This is a genomic window from Streptomyces liliiviolaceus, from assembly GCF_018070025.1.
GTDB classification, from domain to species: domain Bacteria; phylum Actinomycetota; class Actinomycetes; order Streptomycetales; family Streptomycetaceae; genus Streptomyces; species Streptomyces liliiviolaceus.
This window is the reverse complement of record NZ_JAGPYQ010000002.1, coordinates 1-16,284: the sequence shown is the minus strand read 5'-3', so window position 1 is coordinate 16,284 and position 16,284 is coordinate 1. Positions and strand designations below refer to the sequence as shown.

Annotated in this window: 13 protein-coding genes and 1 pseudogene; 7 read left to right on the top strand and 7 right to left on the bottom strand. The window is 71.4% G+C overall.

Going from position 1 to position 16,284, the window contains the following annotated elements; all coding sequences use genetic code 11:
* Nucleotides 1–34 precede the first annotated feature (34 nt).
* From J8N05_RS35865 to J8N05_RS35855, 3 genes are all read left to right on the top strand, one after another.
* On the top strand, nt 35–664 hold the full coding sequence (locus J8N05_RS35865) for a potassium-transporting ATPase subunit C (protein WP_210894031.1): 630 nt from the start codon (nt 35–37) through the stop codon (nt 662–664).
* A 131-nt stretch (nt 665–795) separates the two neighbouring features.
* Nucleotides 796–1,209: a VOC family protein gene (locus J8N05_RS35860; RefSeq protein ID WP_210890626.1), complete on the top strand. Its 414-nt coding sequence runs from the start codon at nt 796–798 to the stop codon at nt 1,207–1,209.
* A gap of 176 nt (nt 1,210–1,385) precedes the next feature.
* Nucleotides 1,386–2,468: a magnesium and cobalt transport protein CorA gene (locus J8N05_RS35855; protein WP_210890625.1), complete on the top strand. Its 1,083-nt coding sequence runs from the start codon at nt 1,386–1,388 to the stop codon at nt 2,466–2,468.
* A gap of 102 nt (nt 2,469–2,570) precedes the next feature.
* On the opposite strand, the gene J8N05_RS35850 is transcribed toward J8N05_RS35855, so the two are convergent.
* Nucleotides 2,571–3,392 carry an alpha/beta fold hydrolase gene (locus tag J8N05_RS35850; protein WP_210890624.1) on the bottom strand — a complete coding sequence of 274 codons (822 nt, stop codon included), beginning with the start codon at nt 3,390–3,392 and terminating at the stop codon, nt 2,571–2,573.
* A gap of 226 nt (nt 3,393–3,618) precedes the next feature.
* A complete protein-coding gene (locus tag J8N05_RS35845; RefSeq protein WP_210890623.1) occupies nt 3,619–5,691 on the bottom strand; it encodes an ATP-binding protein in 2,073 nt (690 codons plus the stop codon).
* 168 nt (nt 5,692–5,859) lie between these two features.
* Between J8N05_RS35845 and J8N05_RS35840 the strand changes: the two genes are divergently transcribed.
* The gene (locus tag J8N05_RS35840) at nt 5,860–6,765 is read left to right on the top strand and encodes an MEDS domain-containing protein (RefSeq protein ID WP_210890622.1); all 906 of its coding nucleotides are present in this window, start codon (nt 5,860–5,862) and stop codon (nt 6,763–6,765) included.
* Nucleotides 6,762–7,730: a sensor histidine kinase gene (locus J8N05_RS35835; RefSeq protein WP_210890621.1), complete on the top strand. Its 969-nt coding sequence runs from the start codon at nt 6,762–6,764 to the stop codon at nt 7,728–7,730. Before J8N05_RS35840 ends, J8N05_RS35835 begins: the two co-directional genes overlap by 4 nt.
* A 33-nt stretch (nt 7,731–7,763) precedes the next feature.
* Here J8N05_RS35835 and J8N05_RS35830 read toward each other — a convergent pair whose 3' ends face one another.
* A complete protein-coding gene (locus J8N05_RS35830) occupies nt 7,764–8,342 on the bottom strand; it encodes a TetR/AcrR family transcriptional regulator (RefSeq protein WP_210890620.1) in 579 nt (192 codons plus the stop codon).
* 111 nt (nt 8,343–8,453) lie between these two features.
* Between J8N05_RS35830 and J8N05_RS35825 the strand changes: the two genes are divergently transcribed.
* The gene (locus tag J8N05_RS35825; RefSeq protein ID WP_210890619.1) at nt 8,454–10,652 is read left to right on the top strand and encodes an MMPL family transporter; all 2,199 of its coding nucleotides are present in this window, start codon (nt 8,454–8,456) and stop codon (nt 10,650–10,652) included.
* A 48-nt stretch (nt 10,653–10,700) separates the two neighbouring features.
* Here J8N05_RS35825 and J8N05_RS35820 read toward each other — a convergent pair whose 3' ends face one another.
* The 3 genes and pseudogenes from J8N05_RS35820 to J8N05_RS35810 form a co-directional block, all read right to left on the bottom strand.
* Nucleotides 10,701–11,447 carry a GntR family transcriptional regulator gene (locus J8N05_RS35820; RefSeq protein WP_210890618.1) on the bottom strand — a complete coding sequence of 249 codons (747 nt, stop codon included), beginning with the start codon at nt 11,445–11,447 and terminating at the stop codon, nt 10,701–10,703.
* A gap of 159 nt (nt 11,448–11,606) precedes the next feature.
* Nucleotides 11,607–12,369: pseudogene (locus tag J8N05_RS35815) on the bottom strand (serine hydrolase domain-containing protein); the annotation flags it as partial.
* 196 nt (nt 12,370–12,565) lie between these two features.
* On the bottom strand, nt 12,566–13,534 hold the full coding sequence (locus J8N05_RS35810) for an acetylxylan esterase (protein WP_210890617.1): 969 nt from the start codon (nt 13,532–13,534) through the stop codon (nt 12,566–12,568).
* Nucleotides 13,535–13,727: 193 nt separating this feature from the next.
* Between J8N05_RS35810 and J8N05_RS35805 the strand changes: the two genes are divergently transcribed.
* A complete protein-coding gene (locus J8N05_RS35805) occupies nt 13,728–15,638 on the top strand; it encodes a sensor histidine kinase (protein ID WP_210890616.1) in 1,911 nt (636 codons plus the stop codon).
* A 100-nt stretch (nt 15,639–15,738) separates the two neighbouring features.
* Here J8N05_RS35805 and J8N05_RS35800 read toward each other — a convergent pair.
* Nucleotides 15,739–16,284: response regulator (locus tag J8N05_RS35800; protein WP_210890615.1), on the bottom strand; the 546-nt coding region annotated here is incomplete at its 5' end.

Genomic DNA, 16,284 nt, shown 5'->3' with positions numbered 1-16,284 from the left:
CTCCCCGACCTTCCTCGAAAGCGTGCTGATCGTCATGAACAACTCGGTCACGAACACCGCCCGGCTGCTGGGCGCGGGGCTGCGGGCGCTCCTGGTCCTCACCGTCGTCTGCGGAGTGCTCTACCCGCTCGCCGTGACGGGCGTCGCCCAGGCGCTCTTCAACTCGAAGGCGAACGGGTCGGAGATCACCTCGGGCGGCAAGGTCGTCGGCTCCTCGCTGATCGGCCAGCAGGACTACGGACTCGACTATTTCCAGCCGCGGCCGGCGAACGGCCTCGGCGAGAACTCCGTCAACACCCAGTACAAGCTGATCCTCTCGGGTGCCACCAACCGCTCCGGCGACAACGCCGAACTCATCGCATGGGTGAAGGAGGCCAAGGCCGAGGTCGTCAAGGACAACTCGACGGCCGACTACAAGGTCAGGCCCTCCCAGGTCCCCGCCGACGCGGTGACGTCCTCCGGATCGGGCCTCGACCCGGACATCTCCCCGGCCTACGCCGACCTCCAGGTGCACCGGGTCGCCGAGCGGAACGGCCTGTCCGTGGCCCGGGTGCGGCAGCTCGTGGACCGGCACACCGACGGCCGCACCCTCGGCTTCATGGGCGAGCCCCGGGTGAACGTCCTCGAACTCAACACCGCGCTCAAGGAGCTGACCAAGGGCTGACGCCGGGGGTGACGGGGGTTCGGGGTGACCGAGGCGGTCGGGAGCGGCCGATCGCCTGGTCCGAGGCCGTTGTCAGTGGCCCGCGCTAGTCTGCGGACAACTGCTCGATTCGTCCGATCTGGGAGGTTTTCATGGCTTCACGCCTCAATCCCTACATCAGCTTCGACGGCGACGCCCGGCCGGCGATGGAGTTCTACAAGGAGGTCTTCGGCGGCACGCTGGCACTGAACACCTTCGGGGAGGCCGGTTCGCCGGGCATCCCGGAGGCAGACCAGATCATGCACGCCATGCTGGAGACCCCGAGCGGCTTCACCCTGATGGCAGCCGACACCCCACCGGGCATGGAGTACAGGCCGGGTGGCAACTTCTCGGTGAGCCTGAGCGGCGACGACGAGAGCGAGCTGCGCGGCTACTGGGAGAAGCTGTCCGCCGGTGGCACGGTCATGGTCCCGCTGGAGAAACAGATGTGGGGCGACGTCTTCGGGATGTGTACGGACCGGTTCGGCATCCCCTGGATGGTGAACATCGGCCAGGCAGAGGAATAGCGACAGGCCCGTGGAGCGGGCGGCCCCGAGGGGGTCGCCCGCCCCGGTCGCGCGGGGCACCTGTGGGCGAAGCGGTCGTGGACCGGTGGCACGGAGCGGTCGCGGACCGGTGGCACGAGGAGGTCGTGGACCGGTGGCACACTGACCCGGTCACCGAAGGAGCCCAGTCAGTGCCCATGATCCGCAACCTCAGCAGGGTGGTCCGCCGCGCCTATCGCCGCACGGTGGACCTCAGCCATCCCGCCCGTTCCCCCCTCGGCAGCGCGGTGGAGAACTGCGTGGTCTACCGCGGGGGCGGACGGCAGCCCGGCGACTGGGCGCCGGGCGAGGCGGTCCGCCGGACCCGCGAGAGCCGGGACGGTTTCGTCTGGATCGGTCTCCACGAGCCCACCGAGGAGGAGTTCGCCGGCCTCGCCAAGCTGTTCGGCCTGCATCCGCTGGCCGTCGAGGACGCGATCCACGCGCACCAGCGGCCGAAGGTCGAGCGCTACGACGACACGCTGTTCGCCGTCTTCAAGACCGTCCGGTACGTCGAGCACGAGCAGCTCACCGCGACCAGCGAGGTCGTGGACACCGGCGAGGTGATGGTCTTCGTCGGCCCGGACTTCGTGATCACCATCCGGCACGGCAGCCACGGCTCCCTGGGGCCGCTCCGCGAAGCCCTGGAACGCCTGCCCGACCAGCTCCGTAAAGGGCCCTCGGCGGTCCTGCACGCCATCGCGGACCAGGTGGTCGACGACTACCTCGACGTCACGGACGCCGTGCAGAACGACATAGAGGCCGTCGAGACCGCGGTCTTCGCCGAGCGCACCGCCCGCGGCGACGCAGGCCAGATCTACCAGCTCAAGCGCGAGCTGCTGGAACTCAAGCGCGCCGTGATCCCGCTGCACCGGCCCCTGCAGATCCTCGCCCACGAGCCGCCGGTCGCCCTCTCCCCGGAGATCCAGCCCTACTTCCGTGACGTGGCCGACCACCTGGCCCGCGCCACCGAGCAGATCAACGCCTTCGACGGGCTGCTCGACTCGATCCTCCAGGCCCATGTGGCCCAGGTGACGGTCGCCCAGAACGAGGACATGCGCAAGATCACCGCCTGGGCCGCCATCGTCGCCGTCCCGACCATGATCTGCGGCCTCTACGGCATGAACTTCGACCACATGCCGGAACTGCATTGGAGGTACGGCTATCCGCTGGCCCTCTGTGTCATCGCCGGCCTCTGCCTCGGCATCCACCGGGGGTTCCGGCGCAACGGCTGGCTCTGAGCCCGGGCCCGCAGGGGCGGAGGCGCGGGCCCGGTGCGTACGTCGAAGTCGGCTCGTACGTCGAGGTCGGCTGGTACGTGGATGTCGGCCCGTGCGTCGGAGTCAGCTCTTGATGAACGCCAGCAGGTCGGCGTCGAAGGCCTTCTCGAACTCGCCGACCAGGCCGTGCGGGGCGCCCGGGTACGTCTTGAGCGTGGCGTCCTTGACGATCTGGGCCGTCTTGAGGGCGGCGGCCCCGATGGCCACGATCTGGTCGTCCTCGCCGTGCGCGACCAGCGTGGGGACGTCGATGCCGCGCAGATCCTCGGTGAAGTCCTGCTCGGAGAACTGCTCGACGCAGTCGTACGCGGCCTTCAGGCCGACCTGCATGCTCCACAGCCAGAAGGAGCGGCGCAGACCTTCCGACACCGTGGCACCGGGCCGGTTGAAGCCGTAGAACGACTCGCTGAGGTCCCAGTAGAACTGCGAGCGGTCCGCCTCGACGCCGGCGCGGATGCCGTCGAACACCTCACGAGGGGTGCCCTCGGGGTTGTCCGCGGTCTTCAGCATCAGCGGCGGTACGGCGCCCAGCAGGACCACCTTGGCGACCCGCCGGGTGCCGTGGCGGCCGATGTAACGGGTCACCTCGCCGCCGCCGGTCGAGTGACCGACGAGGATCACGTTGTCGAGGTTGAGCCCCTCGATGAGTTCGGCCAGGTCGTCCGCGTACCGGTCCATGTGGTTGCCCTGCCACGGCTGATCGGAGCGGCCGTGGCCCCGGCGGTCGTGGGCGACCGCGCGGAAGCCGTTGTCGGCCACCAGGCGGGCCTGACCGTCCCAGGCGTCGGCGTTGAGCGGCCAGCCGTGGCTGAAGACGACCGGCTGTCCGGTGCCCCAGTCCTTGTAGAAGATCCCGGTGCCGTCGCTGGTGGTGAAGGTCGCCATGGGGGTGCCTCTCGTTTCGTGTCGTCGCGTGTTCGGCTGAGGGAGCGGCCCGACGTCCGCCCGGTCCGTGGTGCCCACCGGTGGACATGCTGTCGACACTAGGCCCGTGCGCCGTTTCCGCAATCCGTCGCTCGACCGCGGCGGCCTACCGGACGGTCGGACGTCGGAGATCCGCTTCCGGACGTCAGAGATCCGTTTCCGGACGTGAGAGATCCGCCAACGGGCGTCAGAGATCCACTTCGTCCGCCACGCCGTTCAGCGCGAGCCGTATCGCCGCCTCCGGGTCCAGCCCGCGGCCCTCGCGCACGGCATCGGCGAAACCGGTGTCGCCGAGGGCGGCCCGGAGCTCGCGGGCGTACTCCCGGCGGAAGACGGTCGCCTCGATGTCGGCGAGCTGGGGGAGTCCGGCCGTGTACCAGAGCCGGGTGCCCACGCCCAGAAGACGGGCCGCGCGCTCGGGCTCGCCGGCGGCGGCCTCCGCCGCGATGAGGAGGTCGGCGACGGCCGCCGCGCCCAATCGGTCGTGGACGCGCCACTTGGCGGCCAGCGCCTCGCGCGCGGAACGCAGCGCCGCCTCCGGCCGCCCGAGCCCGATACCGGCGAGGGCGACGAAGAAGTCGCCCCAGGCCCGCATCCACAGCTCCCCCCGCTTCGCGCAGTCGAGACGCAGCCGCTCCGCGACCACCGCGCACCGCTCGAACGCGCCCTGCCCGGCGAGCAGATACGCCTGCACCGCCAGCGTCAGCAGTTGGAAGAACTCCGCGCCGCCCCCGGCCCCCGGCCCCTGGGTGTTGCTGCCGTAGAGCAGGGCAGACCGCGCCGACTCGCCGCGCACCGCGAGGCTCGCCCCCGTCAACGGCAGTGCGGAGATGGGTAGTTGACGTTCCTGGGCCAGCCAGACATACGCCGCGCTCACGGATTCGGCCGCGTCCACGTCGTCCGGTACGACCGTGACCAGCCGGTGGGTCCAGGTCGCCAGGGTGTGCCCGGGGACGCCCTCGGGTGCCCGGCGCAGCGCCCGCTCCAGATAGCCGCGCCCCTCGTCGGCGAAGCCGCACGCGAACCAGAAGTACCAGAGTGTGCCGGTGAGTTCGAGCGCCGGCTCGGGCTCCGGCGCCGCCAGGCTCTCCTCCAGCGCGACCCGCAGATTGGCGTGCTCCACACTCAGCCGTTCGGCCCACATGCGCTGGCCGGGGCCCAGCCACTCGGCCTCCCCCTGCCGGGCGATCCAGCGGAAGTAGTCGAGATGACGGGCGCGTACGGCGTCCTGTTCGCCGAGGCCTTCCAGCCAGTCGGCGCCGAAGGTGCGAATGGTGTCGAGCATGCGGTAGCGCCCGGCCACGCTGTCGGTCTCCCGGGTGACGATCGACTTCTCGGTGAGCGACGCGAGCAGGGCGAGGATCTCCTCCGCATCCAACGGGCCGCCGTGGCACACGAATTCGGCGGCCTCCACGTCCCAGCCGCCCGCGAACACGGACAGCCGGGCCCACAGCAGCCGCTCCAGCGGGGTGCACAGCTCATGGCTCCAGCCGATCGCCGTGCGCAGTGTCTGATGCCGGGCGAGCCGGGGCCGGGCTGGCGAGACGAGCAGGTCGAAGCGGGAGTCGAGGCCCTGCAGCAGACGGTCGAGAGGGAAACCGCGCAGGCGTACCGCCGCCAGTTCCAGGGCGAGCGGGATCCCGTCGAGCCGGGCGCAGACCGCCGCGACGTCGGCCCGGTTGGTGTCGGTCAGCGTGAACGACGGCACCGCGGCGGCGGCGCGGGCCGTGAACAGCGCCACCGCGTCGGCGTGCTCGCCGAGCGGCAGCGGTGCCAGCGACAGCAGATGCTCACCGGGCACGCCCAGCGGCTGACGGCTGGTGGTCAGGATCCGTAACTCCGGTACGCGCGCGAGGAGTTCCTGGACGACACGGCCGCACTCGGCGAGTACGTGCTCGCAGGTGTCCAGGACGAGCAGCAGCGGCCCGTCGTCGAGGTGCTCGCAGACCGCCACCAGGAGCGGGCGGAGCGTCTGTTCCGTCAGCCGTGTCGCCTCCGCCACCGCGTTCGTGAGGAGGTCCGCGTTCTGCAGGTCGGAGAGTTCCACCAGCCATACTCCGCCGGAGAACGCGTCCTGTGCGGTGTGTGCGGCCCGCAGCGCCAGCCGGGACTTGCCGACGCCTCCGGGGCCGGTGAGGGTCAACAGACGCGTGGACCCCAACAGGGAACCGATCCGGGCGAGTTCGGACGTGCGGCCGACGAACGTATTGGGCTCGGCGGGAAGATTGCCGCTCCTGCCGCTGCGTACCGAGGCGCCCATCGCTCCTCCTCACCGGCCGATGGCGGTCACCCTAACGCTCCGCGACGCCCGTGTCCGAGTCCTGGCGGGGTGACGGAAATCAGGTACTCATCCTCTCGCACAGGTGTCGACGGGCGTAGCGTGGAGGCGTTCCGGCACACCGAGCGGGAGATCTGGGAGGTGCGGGAAATGGAAGTTGTGCCCGCGCTCAGAGCGGTCGGAGAGATGCGTGCGGGGGACCATCTGCTGCTCGGTTACGACGCGGACGAGGAGCGCGAGACCGTGGTCGCCGCGTTCCTCCTCGACGGGCTCGCCAGCGGGCACCGGGGGCTGGTGCTGGGCCCGGCCGATCTGCCGGCCGAACTCGCGCTCACCTTCCTGGAGTCCCGTGGCTGCGCCGTCGACGACGAACTCGCCGCGGGCCGCCTGACGGTGGACCCGCACCTCGGGACGCCCGAGGGGCTGTGGGACCTCGACGAGGTGATCCGCCGTGAGACGCGGCGTGCGGTCGGGGACGGCTATCTCGGCCTGCGCGTCAGCATGGAGATCATGCGCGGCCAGGCGGGCAAGGGGCTCAAGACGCTGCACGACAGCGAACTCCTCCTGGAACCCGTCTTCGCCTCCCTGCCGGTCCTCGGGATCTGCCAGTACGACCGCAGGGTCTTCGACGACGTCGAACTGGCGCCGCTCGACGGGCTGCACCACGGGCGGGTCGCCGCCGACCTGGTGTGGCGCGACGAACTGCTCTCCATCACCCGCACCTTCGCCCCGCCGGGCCTGGCGCTCGCCGGCGAGGTGGACGACACGAACGTGACGGCCCTGGCCCGCGCGCTGCAGGCCGAGACGATCCGCGCCCGGGCCCGTTCGGCCGACGGCACGAGCATCCGGCTCGACCTGCGGGAGCTGGCGTTCATCGACGTGGGCGCGCTGCGCCTGCTGGTCTTCTCGGCCCTGTCCCTGCACACCTCCGGCGGCACCCTGGTCCTGCGCGGTGTCGCCCCGCACATCCAGCGGCTCATGCGTGTCACCGGCTGGGACAGGATCCCCGGTCTGCGCCTCGACAAGGGCGACGTGAAGGAGGCAGCGATGCCATGACACGTCAGGCGTTCGTCCACCAGGCGCTGTGCTACGGATCGGACGCGGACTTCCTCGACGGCGCGGCCACCTTCGCCCTCGACGGTCTGCACGCCGACGACACCGTCCTCGCGGTCCTCGCGCCCCGGAACATCGGTCTCCTGGGCCGGGCGCTCGGCGCGCGCTCGTGCGCGGTGGAGTTCGTCCGCGCCGACGACTGGTACGGCTGCCCGTCCCGCACGCTGGGCCGCTATCACGCCTACTGCGCGGAGCACGGCACGGGCGGGGTGGGCCGCCCCTCGCGGGTCCGGATCATCGGCGAGCCCGTCTGGCCGGGCCGCACGGAGTTCGAGACACGTGAGTGGATGCGGTACGAATCCCTGCTCAACGTGGCCTTCGCGGGCACCGGTCACTGGATACTCTGCCCGTACGACACCAGGGTCCTGCCGGCCGTGGTGGTCCGTTCGGCGACCCGTACCCATCCCGAACTCGCCTTGGGGGCAGGGGAGTCGACGGTCAGTGGCCGCTATGCGGATCCGGCCGACTTCTGTGCCGAGTGCGACGTGGCGGCGCCCGCCGCACTGCCCGCCGGCCATGACGACATCCCCTTCGGCCGCGACCGGTCGGCGCACGCACGGGACGCCCTGCGCAGCTACGCCCGTGACCTCGGAGTACCCGAGCAGCGGACGCACGACATGGTCGCCGCGGTGCACGAGGTGATGGTCAACTCCGTGCGCCACGGGGGCGGCCGAGGAGTTCTGCGCCTGCGCAACGACGTCGAGTACGTGATCTGCGAGGTCACCGACATCGGTACGGCGAGGCAGATCCCGGCGCCGCCCTTCCCGGGGCATCTGCCGCCGGACCGCCGGGCCGAGCGGGGTCATGGGATGTGGGTGGTGCGTCAGTTGAGCGATCTGCTGACGGAGACCTTCGATCCGAGGGGCTCGATCGTGCGCCTGTACTTCAAGAGAGCGGCGACCGTGTGACCGCCTCGCGGCGGCGGTCGCGGGGCACGTCCTTCAGGAGGCCGGGCCGGGCGGCAGGGTCGCGAGTCCGGCGCGCAGGAAGGCCATCGCCGTGTCGATGTCGGCCTCCTGGGGCCGGTAGCACACTTCGCTGATCACCGCGGCGGCGGCGGCCGACGCCATGCGCGGTCCGAAGTCGTCGGGGGAACTGCCCTGTTCCTCGGCGAGGATCTTCGCGCCGAACTTGATGACCTCCGTCAGCCGCGCCTCGGCCACCGCGCGCAGCTGCGGGTTCAGCTCCAGCACGCGGTCGGTGAGATCCGCCATGCCCTTGGGCTCGGCGAGCTCCTCGCGCAGCCAGCGCTCCAGCGCGTCCAGGATCGTGAGGCCGGGCTCCCGGTCGTGCACGGCGGCCCTGACCTGGTCGGTGACGGAGTCGAACTCCGACATCGCCAGTTCCAGTTTCGAAGGGAAATACAGGGTCACTGTACGAGGTGAGACCTCGGCGGCCGCCGCGATGTCGGCGATCGTCGTCGCCTCGAACCCGCGGTCGGCGAACAGCTCGTAGGCCGCGCGGACGATCGCCTCCCGGCGTCGTGCCTTGCTGCGTTCCCGTAGGCCGTCACTCATCATGACACCACTTTACCACCCGTAGTTAATTTACATCCGACTGTAAAAATGCTTTAGGGTGTAGAGATGTCGTGGTCCGATCGAGGGCCGCGGGGAGAGGGAGGAAGACGGGTCATGGCGTCACGCCTGTACACCTGGGGACGATGGGCGGTACGCCGCCGGGGCAGGGTCCTGGCCGTCTGGCTGCTGCTGCTCGCCGTGGTCGGCGGCCTCGGGATCACCCTGCACGGCAAGGTGAGCACCGAGTTCTCGGTGCCGGGGATCGAGTCCCAGAAGGCCCAGGAGCTGCTGAAGGAGAAGTTCCCGGCCGCCGCGGGCGGGGTGGCCCGAGTCGTCTTCGCCGCGCCCGAGGGGGACACGCTCAGTGACTCCAAGGCCGACGCGGCCCTCACCGCGAGCCTGAAGAAGGCCGCCGAGGTGCCCGGCGTCGTCAACGTCTCCGACCCGGCCGGCACCGGGACGGTCTCACGGGACGGCCGCATCGGCTACTCCGACGTGATGTTCCGCCAGGCGGCCGACAGCGTGCCCCAGACGTCCAAGGACGCCCTGTCGGACGCGATGGAGCAGGCCCGGGACGCCGGGCTCGAAGTCGAGTTCGGCGGCTCGGCGATGCAGCCGCAGACCGAGGTCGGCGGCCCGGCGGAGATCGTGGGCGTCGTCATCGCCTTCGCCGTCCTGGCCCTCGCGCTCGGCTCCCTCATCGCGGCCGGACTCCCGCTGCTGACCGCCGTCGTGGGGGTCGCGATCGGTGTGCTGGGCGTCCAGTTCGTCTCCCGCTTCGTGGAGATGACCAGCACCGCCACCGTGCTCGCCCTCATGATCGGCCTGGCGGTGGGCATCGACTACGCCCTGTTCATCCTCTCCCGCCACCGGGAGCAGCTCGCCGACCCCGACATGGACGTCGAGGACTCCATCGCACGGGCCGTCGCCACCGCGGGCGGTGCGGTCGTCTTCGCCGGAGCGACCGTGATCATCGCGCTCTCCGCGCTGGCGGTCACCGGCATCCCGTTCCTCACGATCATGGGCCTGGCCGCCGCCGTGACCGTCCTGCTCGCCGTGCTCATCGCCATCAGCCTGGTGCCCGCGGTGCTGGGCATGTTCGGCGAGCGCCTGCGTCCGCGCCCCCGCCGCTCCGAGCGCGCCGCCGGCTCCTGGGCCCTGGGCTGGGCCCGGCTGGTCACCGGCAAGCCCGTCATCGTCCTCCTGGTGGGCGTGGTCGGCCTCCTCGCGCTCGCCCTGCCCGCCCGCGATCTGCGCCTCGGCCTTCCCGGATACGCCTCGCAGCCCGTCGAGAGCACCCAGCACAAGAGCTACGACCTGCTCAGCGAGGGCTTCGGGGTCGGCTTCAACGCGACCGTCACCGCCGTCGTCGACACCGGCGGCATCCCGGCCGCCGACCGCACGGAGACACTCACCCGGCTGCGTACGAGCCTGGCCGGTGACCCCGGGGTCGCCGCCGTCGCCAAGCCGGTCACCAACCCGGACGGCAGCCTCGCGATCGTCGCGGTCGTGCCGAAGACCGGCCCGGACGCCCAGGCCACCACCGACCTGGTGCACCGGCTGCGGGACAACGCGCCCAGCATCGACAAGGCGGGCGGCACCCTCTACATCGCCGGCGCCACCGCCGCGGCCATCGACGTCGCGGGCAAACTGTCGAACGCCCTGCCGCTGTTCATCGCCATCATCGTGATCCTCGCGCTGATCCTGCTGACCATCGCCTTCCGGTCGCTGCTGGTCCCGGTCAAGGCCGCCCTCGGATTCCTGCTGTCGGTCGCCGCGTCCCTCGGCGCCACCGTGTGGGTCTTCCAGAACGGCCATCTGAACGGCGTCCTCGACATCCCGTCCGCCGGACCCGTCACCAGCTTCCTCCCCGTCCTGCTCATCGGCGTCCTCTTCGGGCTCGCCATGGACTACGAGGTCTTCCTGGTCAGCCGGATGCGCGAGCACTACGAGCGGACGGGCAGCGCCTCCGAGGCCATCGTCCACGGAGTGGCGCGCAGCGGCCGGGTGGTCAGCGCCGCCGCGCTGATCATGGTCGCGGTCTTCGGCGGCTTCGTCTTCAACCACGACCCGATCATCAAGTCCATCGGTTTCGCCCTGTCCTTCGGCGTCCTCGTCGACGCGTTCGTGGTCAGGATGACCCTCGTCCCGGCTGTCATGGCCCTCATCGGCCGCCGCGCCTGGGGACTGCCCGGCTGGCTCGACCGCGTCACGCCCGACGTCGACATCGAGGGCGCCAAGCTGCCGCGGCGCGCCCCGGCCGGACAGGAGGACGAGCACCGCGAGGCGGTCGGCGCCCCCGGTTCCCGCTGACCCCCGCACCCGCCGGCCGGAGCCCCCGTGCGGCTCTCCGGCCGGCGGTCACGTTCCGTGCGGCTCGGCGACCGCCGGGAGCGTGAACTCGTAGACCAGTGCGTCCTGCTGGGCATTCACCTCCAGATCGGTGATCTCCAGGGGGCGGGCGTACTGGTCGTGCACCCGCCGTGTCACCCGCACCGAGGCCGCGTCGCCGGGCCCGGTGATGGAGTCGCGGTGGTGCAGGGTCAGCCCCGCCCGGCGCATCCAGTCGTACACGCGCCGCAGTTGCGCCGACGCCGTGCCGTCGGCGCGGTCGCGGTAGCGGGCGAGTTCCTCGACCTCCGCGAGCGCGACCGCGGAGAACGACGTCACCGCGGTCCGCCGCCCGTGCCCGTCCGGTGCGGCGGACTCGTAGCGGTGCACCAGCGTCGGCCGCCACGGGGCCAGCCCCAGCGCCGCCGCGTGTTCCGGCGGGGGAGTCTCCCAGGCCACGGTGGCCCGGTCGACGGCGCGGGACGGAGTCGTGTCGGCGCCGAGCGGAAAGCCGAGCGACGGGAGATGCCCGACCGGCAGACCGGGCAGCTTCGCATGGGTGCCGCGCCGGTCGGTGGCGACCAGGCCGTCCCGGCGAAGGATGTCGAGGGCCTGCCGGACCGTCTCCCGGCTGGCTCCGAAGTGCGCTGCCAACTGCCGCTCGCCCGGCAGCCGTTCGCCGGGCGGAACGGATCCGTCGCGCAACGCCCCGAGCAGCTCCGAGGCGATCCGCGCGTACAGCGGCTGTGGGTCATCGTGCGTGGTGCTGCGGGCCATGTCCGCGCTCCCCTTGTGACAAGACGTAGCCGTGCGGGCTGTGGACCCGCGCTCCCGCGGCCCTGGTCATGGGGCCGGAGGGCGCGGTTCCTCGTGAGCGACCATCTCTAGCATTGGTCTAAACCATGCTGGAAGTGCGTCCCGGCGGATCGGCCGATTTCAGCCCGTCCCGCTCCGCCCTCGGAGCGCGCTGCAGAGGGCGTCGACGAGTGCCGTCTTCCGCGGGTCGTCGGCGATGTGCGGGCCCATCCGGTTCATGACGTACCCCAGTGAGACGCCCGCCTCCGGGTCGGCCAGACCGCAGGAGCCGTCGAAGCCGTCGTGCCCGACAGCGCGGGGGTTGGGGCCGTAGGAGCGGTTGGAGCCGCTGAGCCACAGCCCCAGGCCGATCTCCGTCTCGCCCTTGAAACCGGTGCCCAGCACCAGGTCACGGCAGGCGCCCTGCCCCTCGCGGACCCGCTCGGCGGCCTCGGGGGACAGGACGCGGTGCGTCCCGTACGAGCCCCGGCCGGCGACGATCCCGTACAGCGCGGCGATCGCCCGCGCCGTGCCGTGGCCGTTGGCGGCGGGGATCTCGGCGGCCCGCCACGCCGCCGTGTCGGCCTCGCGCGCACCCGCCACCGGGTTCGTCAGCGCGGCCAGTGCCACCGGCGCCAACTGGCTGAAGATCGCCGCTGCTCGCTGGGCTCGGCGGTCGGCGGATGCACCAGTTCGGCCGCGCGCCCCGCCTCCGACTCCGGCAACCCGATGCCGAAGTCGATACCGAGGGGTCCGGTCACCTCGCGCCGCAGGAACGCGCCCGGCAGCAACCCCGAGACGCGGCGCACCACTTCAGCAGATGCCGTACGAGCACCGACCCCTTGCCCGCCGCCGCGAACTCCGGCCAGTACGCGGCCACCGGGGCGTCCAGGTCGAGCAGCCCGAAAGCCCCGCAAGGGGCGCGGGGAACGGCGCGCTCCACCACGACGGACCCGCACCCGCAAGCCACCCTTCACCCTCACCCCCTCAGGGGCGCGGGGAACTGCGCGACCAGCCACAGCGAACCCGCAGACACCGGACACCCGACACCGGACACCCGACACCCGACTTCGGACACCCGCCCCCCAACAACCCCCCGCTCAGAAATACGCCGGCAGCCAAGCCAACTTGACCGCCTCCTGATAAGGCCCCCCACCCTCGTGGTCGTTGAAGTCGTACACCTCGATCCCCTTGTCGGCATGCCCCCACGCATTGAACGCGGCGAACACCGTCGACGGCGGACACGTCTGATCCTCCAGCGCCGCGGAGAACAGCGCGGGCGCCCGCCCCCGCGCGGCGAAGTGCACCCCGTCGAAGTACGACAACGTGCGCAGCACCGCCCCGGTCCGCCCCCGGTGCGTCTTCAGGTAGTTCCCGATCTCCCGGTACGGATCCCGATCCGTCAGCCGCGTCGCGCGCGGATAGTCGCACAGGAACGGAACATCGGGCGCGACCGCCACGAGATCCGGCACCAGCCCGCCCACCGCGATCGAGATGCCGCCCCCTTGACTCGTGCCGACGACCGCGGTCCGCGAGGCATCGACCAGCGGATGCGAACGCGCGGCCTCCACGGCCCGCACCCCGTCGGTGAACACCCGCCGGTAGTAGTAGTTCTCGGGAGCGTCGACACCCCGTGTCATGAACCCGGGATACGCGGGCACGCTGCCCACCGGATCGGGCGTGTCACCGCCGCCGCCCCACGCGCCGCCCTGCCCCCGCGTGTCCATCACGAAGTGCGCGAACCCGGCCGAGGCCCACAGCAGATGCGTGTGCGGGAGGCCGCGTCCGCCGCCGTACCCGATGAACTCCACGACCGCGGGCAGCGGCCCGTCCGCCCCGGCCGGAAGGATCAGCCAGCCCCGCACCGGGTGACCGCCGAACCCGGCGAACGTGACGTCGTGCACCGTGACGTTCCGCAGGTGCGTCTCGACCGGCTCGAAGCGGGCGTCCAGGTCGTGTTCGCGCGCCTCCTGAAGTGTTTTTCCCCAGAAGGCGTCGAAGTCCTCGGGCTCCACGGACGCGCTGCGATACTCCCGCAGCTGATCGAGGGGAAGGTCGAACAAGGCCATGGAGGACCGCCTTTGCTACGGATGAGGGTGCGGGTGATCCACACCGTACGGGTGGCGTCCGAAGGCCGCCAGGCCATGTCCGCGGACGGACCCGGCACGAGTGGCCCAACTCCGCGATGCCACGTCGGCGTTCACCGGTTACGGTGAAAGACCGGGGGGCGACGTCTAGTCGGCTCCCGATGTGGAGGGGCCCATGAGCGGGGGCGGATACGGGAGCGGTGGGAGCGGCCACGGTGAAGCCGACCGTGGAGAGCCCGGTCGTGGAGCAGGCCGTCACGGGGGAGACGGCCGTGACCTGCGCGAGCAGGTGCCGAAGCTGCGGCTCGACGAACTGCTCGACGAGCTCCAGGGGCGTATAGAAACCGTCCGCGGCACCCGGGACCGCCTCCAGGGACTCCTGGAAGCCGTTCTGTCGGTGGGCCGCGAACTGGACCTCGCACAGGTGCTGCGCCGGATCGTCGAGTCCGCGATCGTGCTGGTCGACGCGGAGTACGGCGCCCTCGGAGTCATCGGACAGCAGCGACAGCTGGACCAGTTCGTGCCCGTGGGCATCGACGAAGAGACATGGGCACAGATCGGCGAACTGCCGTCCGGACACGGTCTGCTCGGCGAACTCATCCGCAACCCCGAGCCGCTGCGGATCGCCGAACTCTCCGGCCACCCGGCGTCCTCCGGCTTTCCGCCCCACCACCCGCCGATGCACACCTTCCTCGGCGTACCGATCAGCGTCCGCGACACGATCTTCGGCAACCTCTACCTCACCGAGAAGCGCGGCGGCGGGGAGTTCGACCCGGAGGACGAGGCCGTCCTGTCGACGCTGGCCGTGGCGGCCGGCGTGGCCATCGAGAACGCCCGCCTCTACGAACAGGTCAGTCTGCGGGAGCGCTGGCTGGCGGCCGGCGCGGAGATCACCAGCGAACTGCTCTCGAACGTGCCCCAGGAACAGGTCCTCGAAGTGATGCTGGAACGCGCCCGGGAGATCACCGCGGCCGACCTCGGTGTCGTCGACCTGATCGTCGAGGGCACCGGCGATCTGCGCGGAGTGCTGGCGCGCGGCCGCCAGGCCGAGACCCATCTGGGCCTGCTGCTGCCCCGGGAGGGGACCTTCGCGGGCGCGGCACTCACGGCGGGCACCCTCGTCACCACGACGGACGTACGCAAGGACAAGAGGATCACCTACGGACCCGACCGCTGGGACGGGCTCGGCCCCGCCGTGGCCGTGCCCCTGGGAACGAACGACGGACTGCGCGGTGTCCTGATGCTGGCCCGTGGCGCGGGCCGCCCGCCGTTCAACGAGCGGGAGACCATGTCGCTCCTCAACTTCGCGGGACAGGCCGCGCTCGTCATGGAGCTGGCGGACCGGCGCCGGGACGCCGAGCAGCTGAGCCTGCTGGAGGACCGCGACCGCATCGCCCGCGACCTGCACGATCTCGCCATCCAGCGGCTGTTCGCGACGGGCATGACCCTGCAGAGCGCACAGCGTTTCGTCCAGCATCCGCAGGCCGCCGAGCGGCTGGGCCGGGCCGTCGACGACCTCGACACCACCATCAAGATCATCAGGTCCACCATCTTCGGCCTGCGCGCGCACGAGACCGCGGCCGTGGGACTGCGGGTCCGGGTCGTGCGCGCCCTGGAGGAAGCGGCGGCGGTCCTGGGCTTCACACCCTCCCTGCGGATGGAGGGGCTGCTCGACGTCGACGTACCCGGTGAGGTCGCCGAGGACGCCGTGGCCGTGGTGGGCGAGGCACTGACCAACATCGCCCGGCACGCGGAGGCCACCGCGGTGGACGTCGCCCTGGTCGTGCGCGACGGTCGCCTCACGCTCACCGTCACCGACGACGGCACGGGAATGCCGACCGGCGGCGACGGCCGCCGCAGCGGCCTGCGCAACCTCGCGGAACGGGCCCGACACCGGGGCGGTGAACTGCTGCTGACGGACAGTCAGGGCAACGGGGCGAGCGGCGACGGCGGTGGAGAGAGCGGCGGCAGGGTGGACAGCGCCGACGGCGCAGACGGGGACGGCAGCGACGACGGCGACAAAAGTGGTACGCGGCTGACATGGCGGGTGCCTCTGGACCCCCACCAGGCGCCCGACGCGTCGTGAGTGTCCGACGTGCCGAGAGCACCCGACGTGCCGAGAGCGACCGCCGTGAGTGACCGTAGCGACTCACCGTGCACGCGCTCCGACCTCACCTCACCTCACCTCACCGATCGCCCTTCCGGCGAGGAGGCGGCAGCCGCGCCGCGAGCACCGCTGCCTGGATGCGCCGCTCCACGCCCAGCTTGGCCAGCAGCCGGGAGATGCCGTTCTTGACGGTCTTCTCGGAGAGATAGAGCCGTTGGCCGATCTGCCGGTTGGTGAGGCCCTCGCCGATCAGGACGAGGAACTCGTGCTCGCGCTCCGTGAGGCCCGCCGGCCGTGCGTCGTCGGGGGCCGGTGCGTCGCCCGCCGGGGCCCGCAGCGTGTTCATGAGCCGGCCGGTGGTCGCCGGATCGAGCATCGACTGCCCCGCCCCGACCGTGCGGACCGCCGAGATCAGGTCGGAGCCCTTGATCTGCTTGAGGACATAACCGGCCGCCCCCGCCATGATCGCGTCCAGCAGCGCGTCGTCGTCATCGAACGACGTCAGCATCAGACAGGCCAACTCGGGCATCCGGGAACGCAGTTCGCGGCAGACGGTGATGCCGTCGCTGTCGGGGAGCCGCACGTCCAGGATCGCCACGTCGGGCCGCAGCGCCGGTCCGCGCAC

Excerpts from the sequence above, each read along its gene's own strand:
- J8N05_RS35855 (WP_210890625.1), top strand. The coding sequence starts at position 1,386 with ATGATCCGCAACCTCAGCAGGGTGGTCCGCCGCGCCTATCGCCGCACG.
- J8N05_RS35840 (WP_210890622.1), top strand. The coding sequence starts at position 5,860 with ATGGAAGTTGTGCCCGCGCTCAGAGCGGTCGGAGAGATGCGTGCGGGG.
- J8N05_RS35845 (WP_210890623.1), bottom strand. The coding sequence starts at position 5,691 with ATGGGCGCCTCGGTACGCAGCGGCAGGAGCGGCAATCTTCCCGCCGAG.
- J8N05_RS35850 (WP_210890624.1), bottom strand. The coding sequence starts at position 3,392 with ATGGCGACCTTCACCACCAGCGACGGCACCGGGATCTTCTACAAGGAC.
- J8N05_RS35860 (WP_210890626.1), top strand. The coding sequence starts at position 796 with ATGGCTTCACGCCTCAATCCCTACATCAGCTTCGACGGCGACGCCCGG.
- J8N05_RS35865 (WP_210894031.1), top strand. The coding sequence starts at position 35 with ATGAACAACTCGGTCACGAACACCGCCCGGCTGCTGGGCGCGGGGCTG.
- J8N05_RS35810 (WP_210890617.1), bottom strand. The coding sequence starts at position 13,534 with ATGGCCTTGTTCGACCTTCCCCTCGATCAGCTGCGGGAGTATCGCAGC.
- J8N05_RS35805 (WP_210890616.1), top strand. The coding sequence starts at position 13,728 with ATGAGCGGGGGCGGATACGGGAGCGGTGGGAGCGGCCACGGTGAAGCC.
- J8N05_RS35825 (WP_210890619.1), top strand. The coding sequence starts at position 8,454 with ATGGCGTCACGCCTGTACACCTGGGGACGATGGGCGGTACGCCGCCGG.
- J8N05_RS35820 (WP_210890618.1), bottom strand. The coding sequence starts at position 11,447 with ATGGCCCGCAGCACCACGCACGATGACCCACAGCCGCTGTACGCGCGG.
- J8N05_RS35835 (WP_210890621.1), top strand. The coding sequence starts at position 6,762 with ATGACACGTCAGGCGTTCGTCCACCAGGCGCTGTGCTACGGATCGGAC.
- J8N05_RS35830 (WP_210890620.1), bottom strand. The coding sequence starts at position 8,342 with ATGATGAGTGACGGCCTACGGGAACGCAGCAAGGCACGACGCCGGGAG.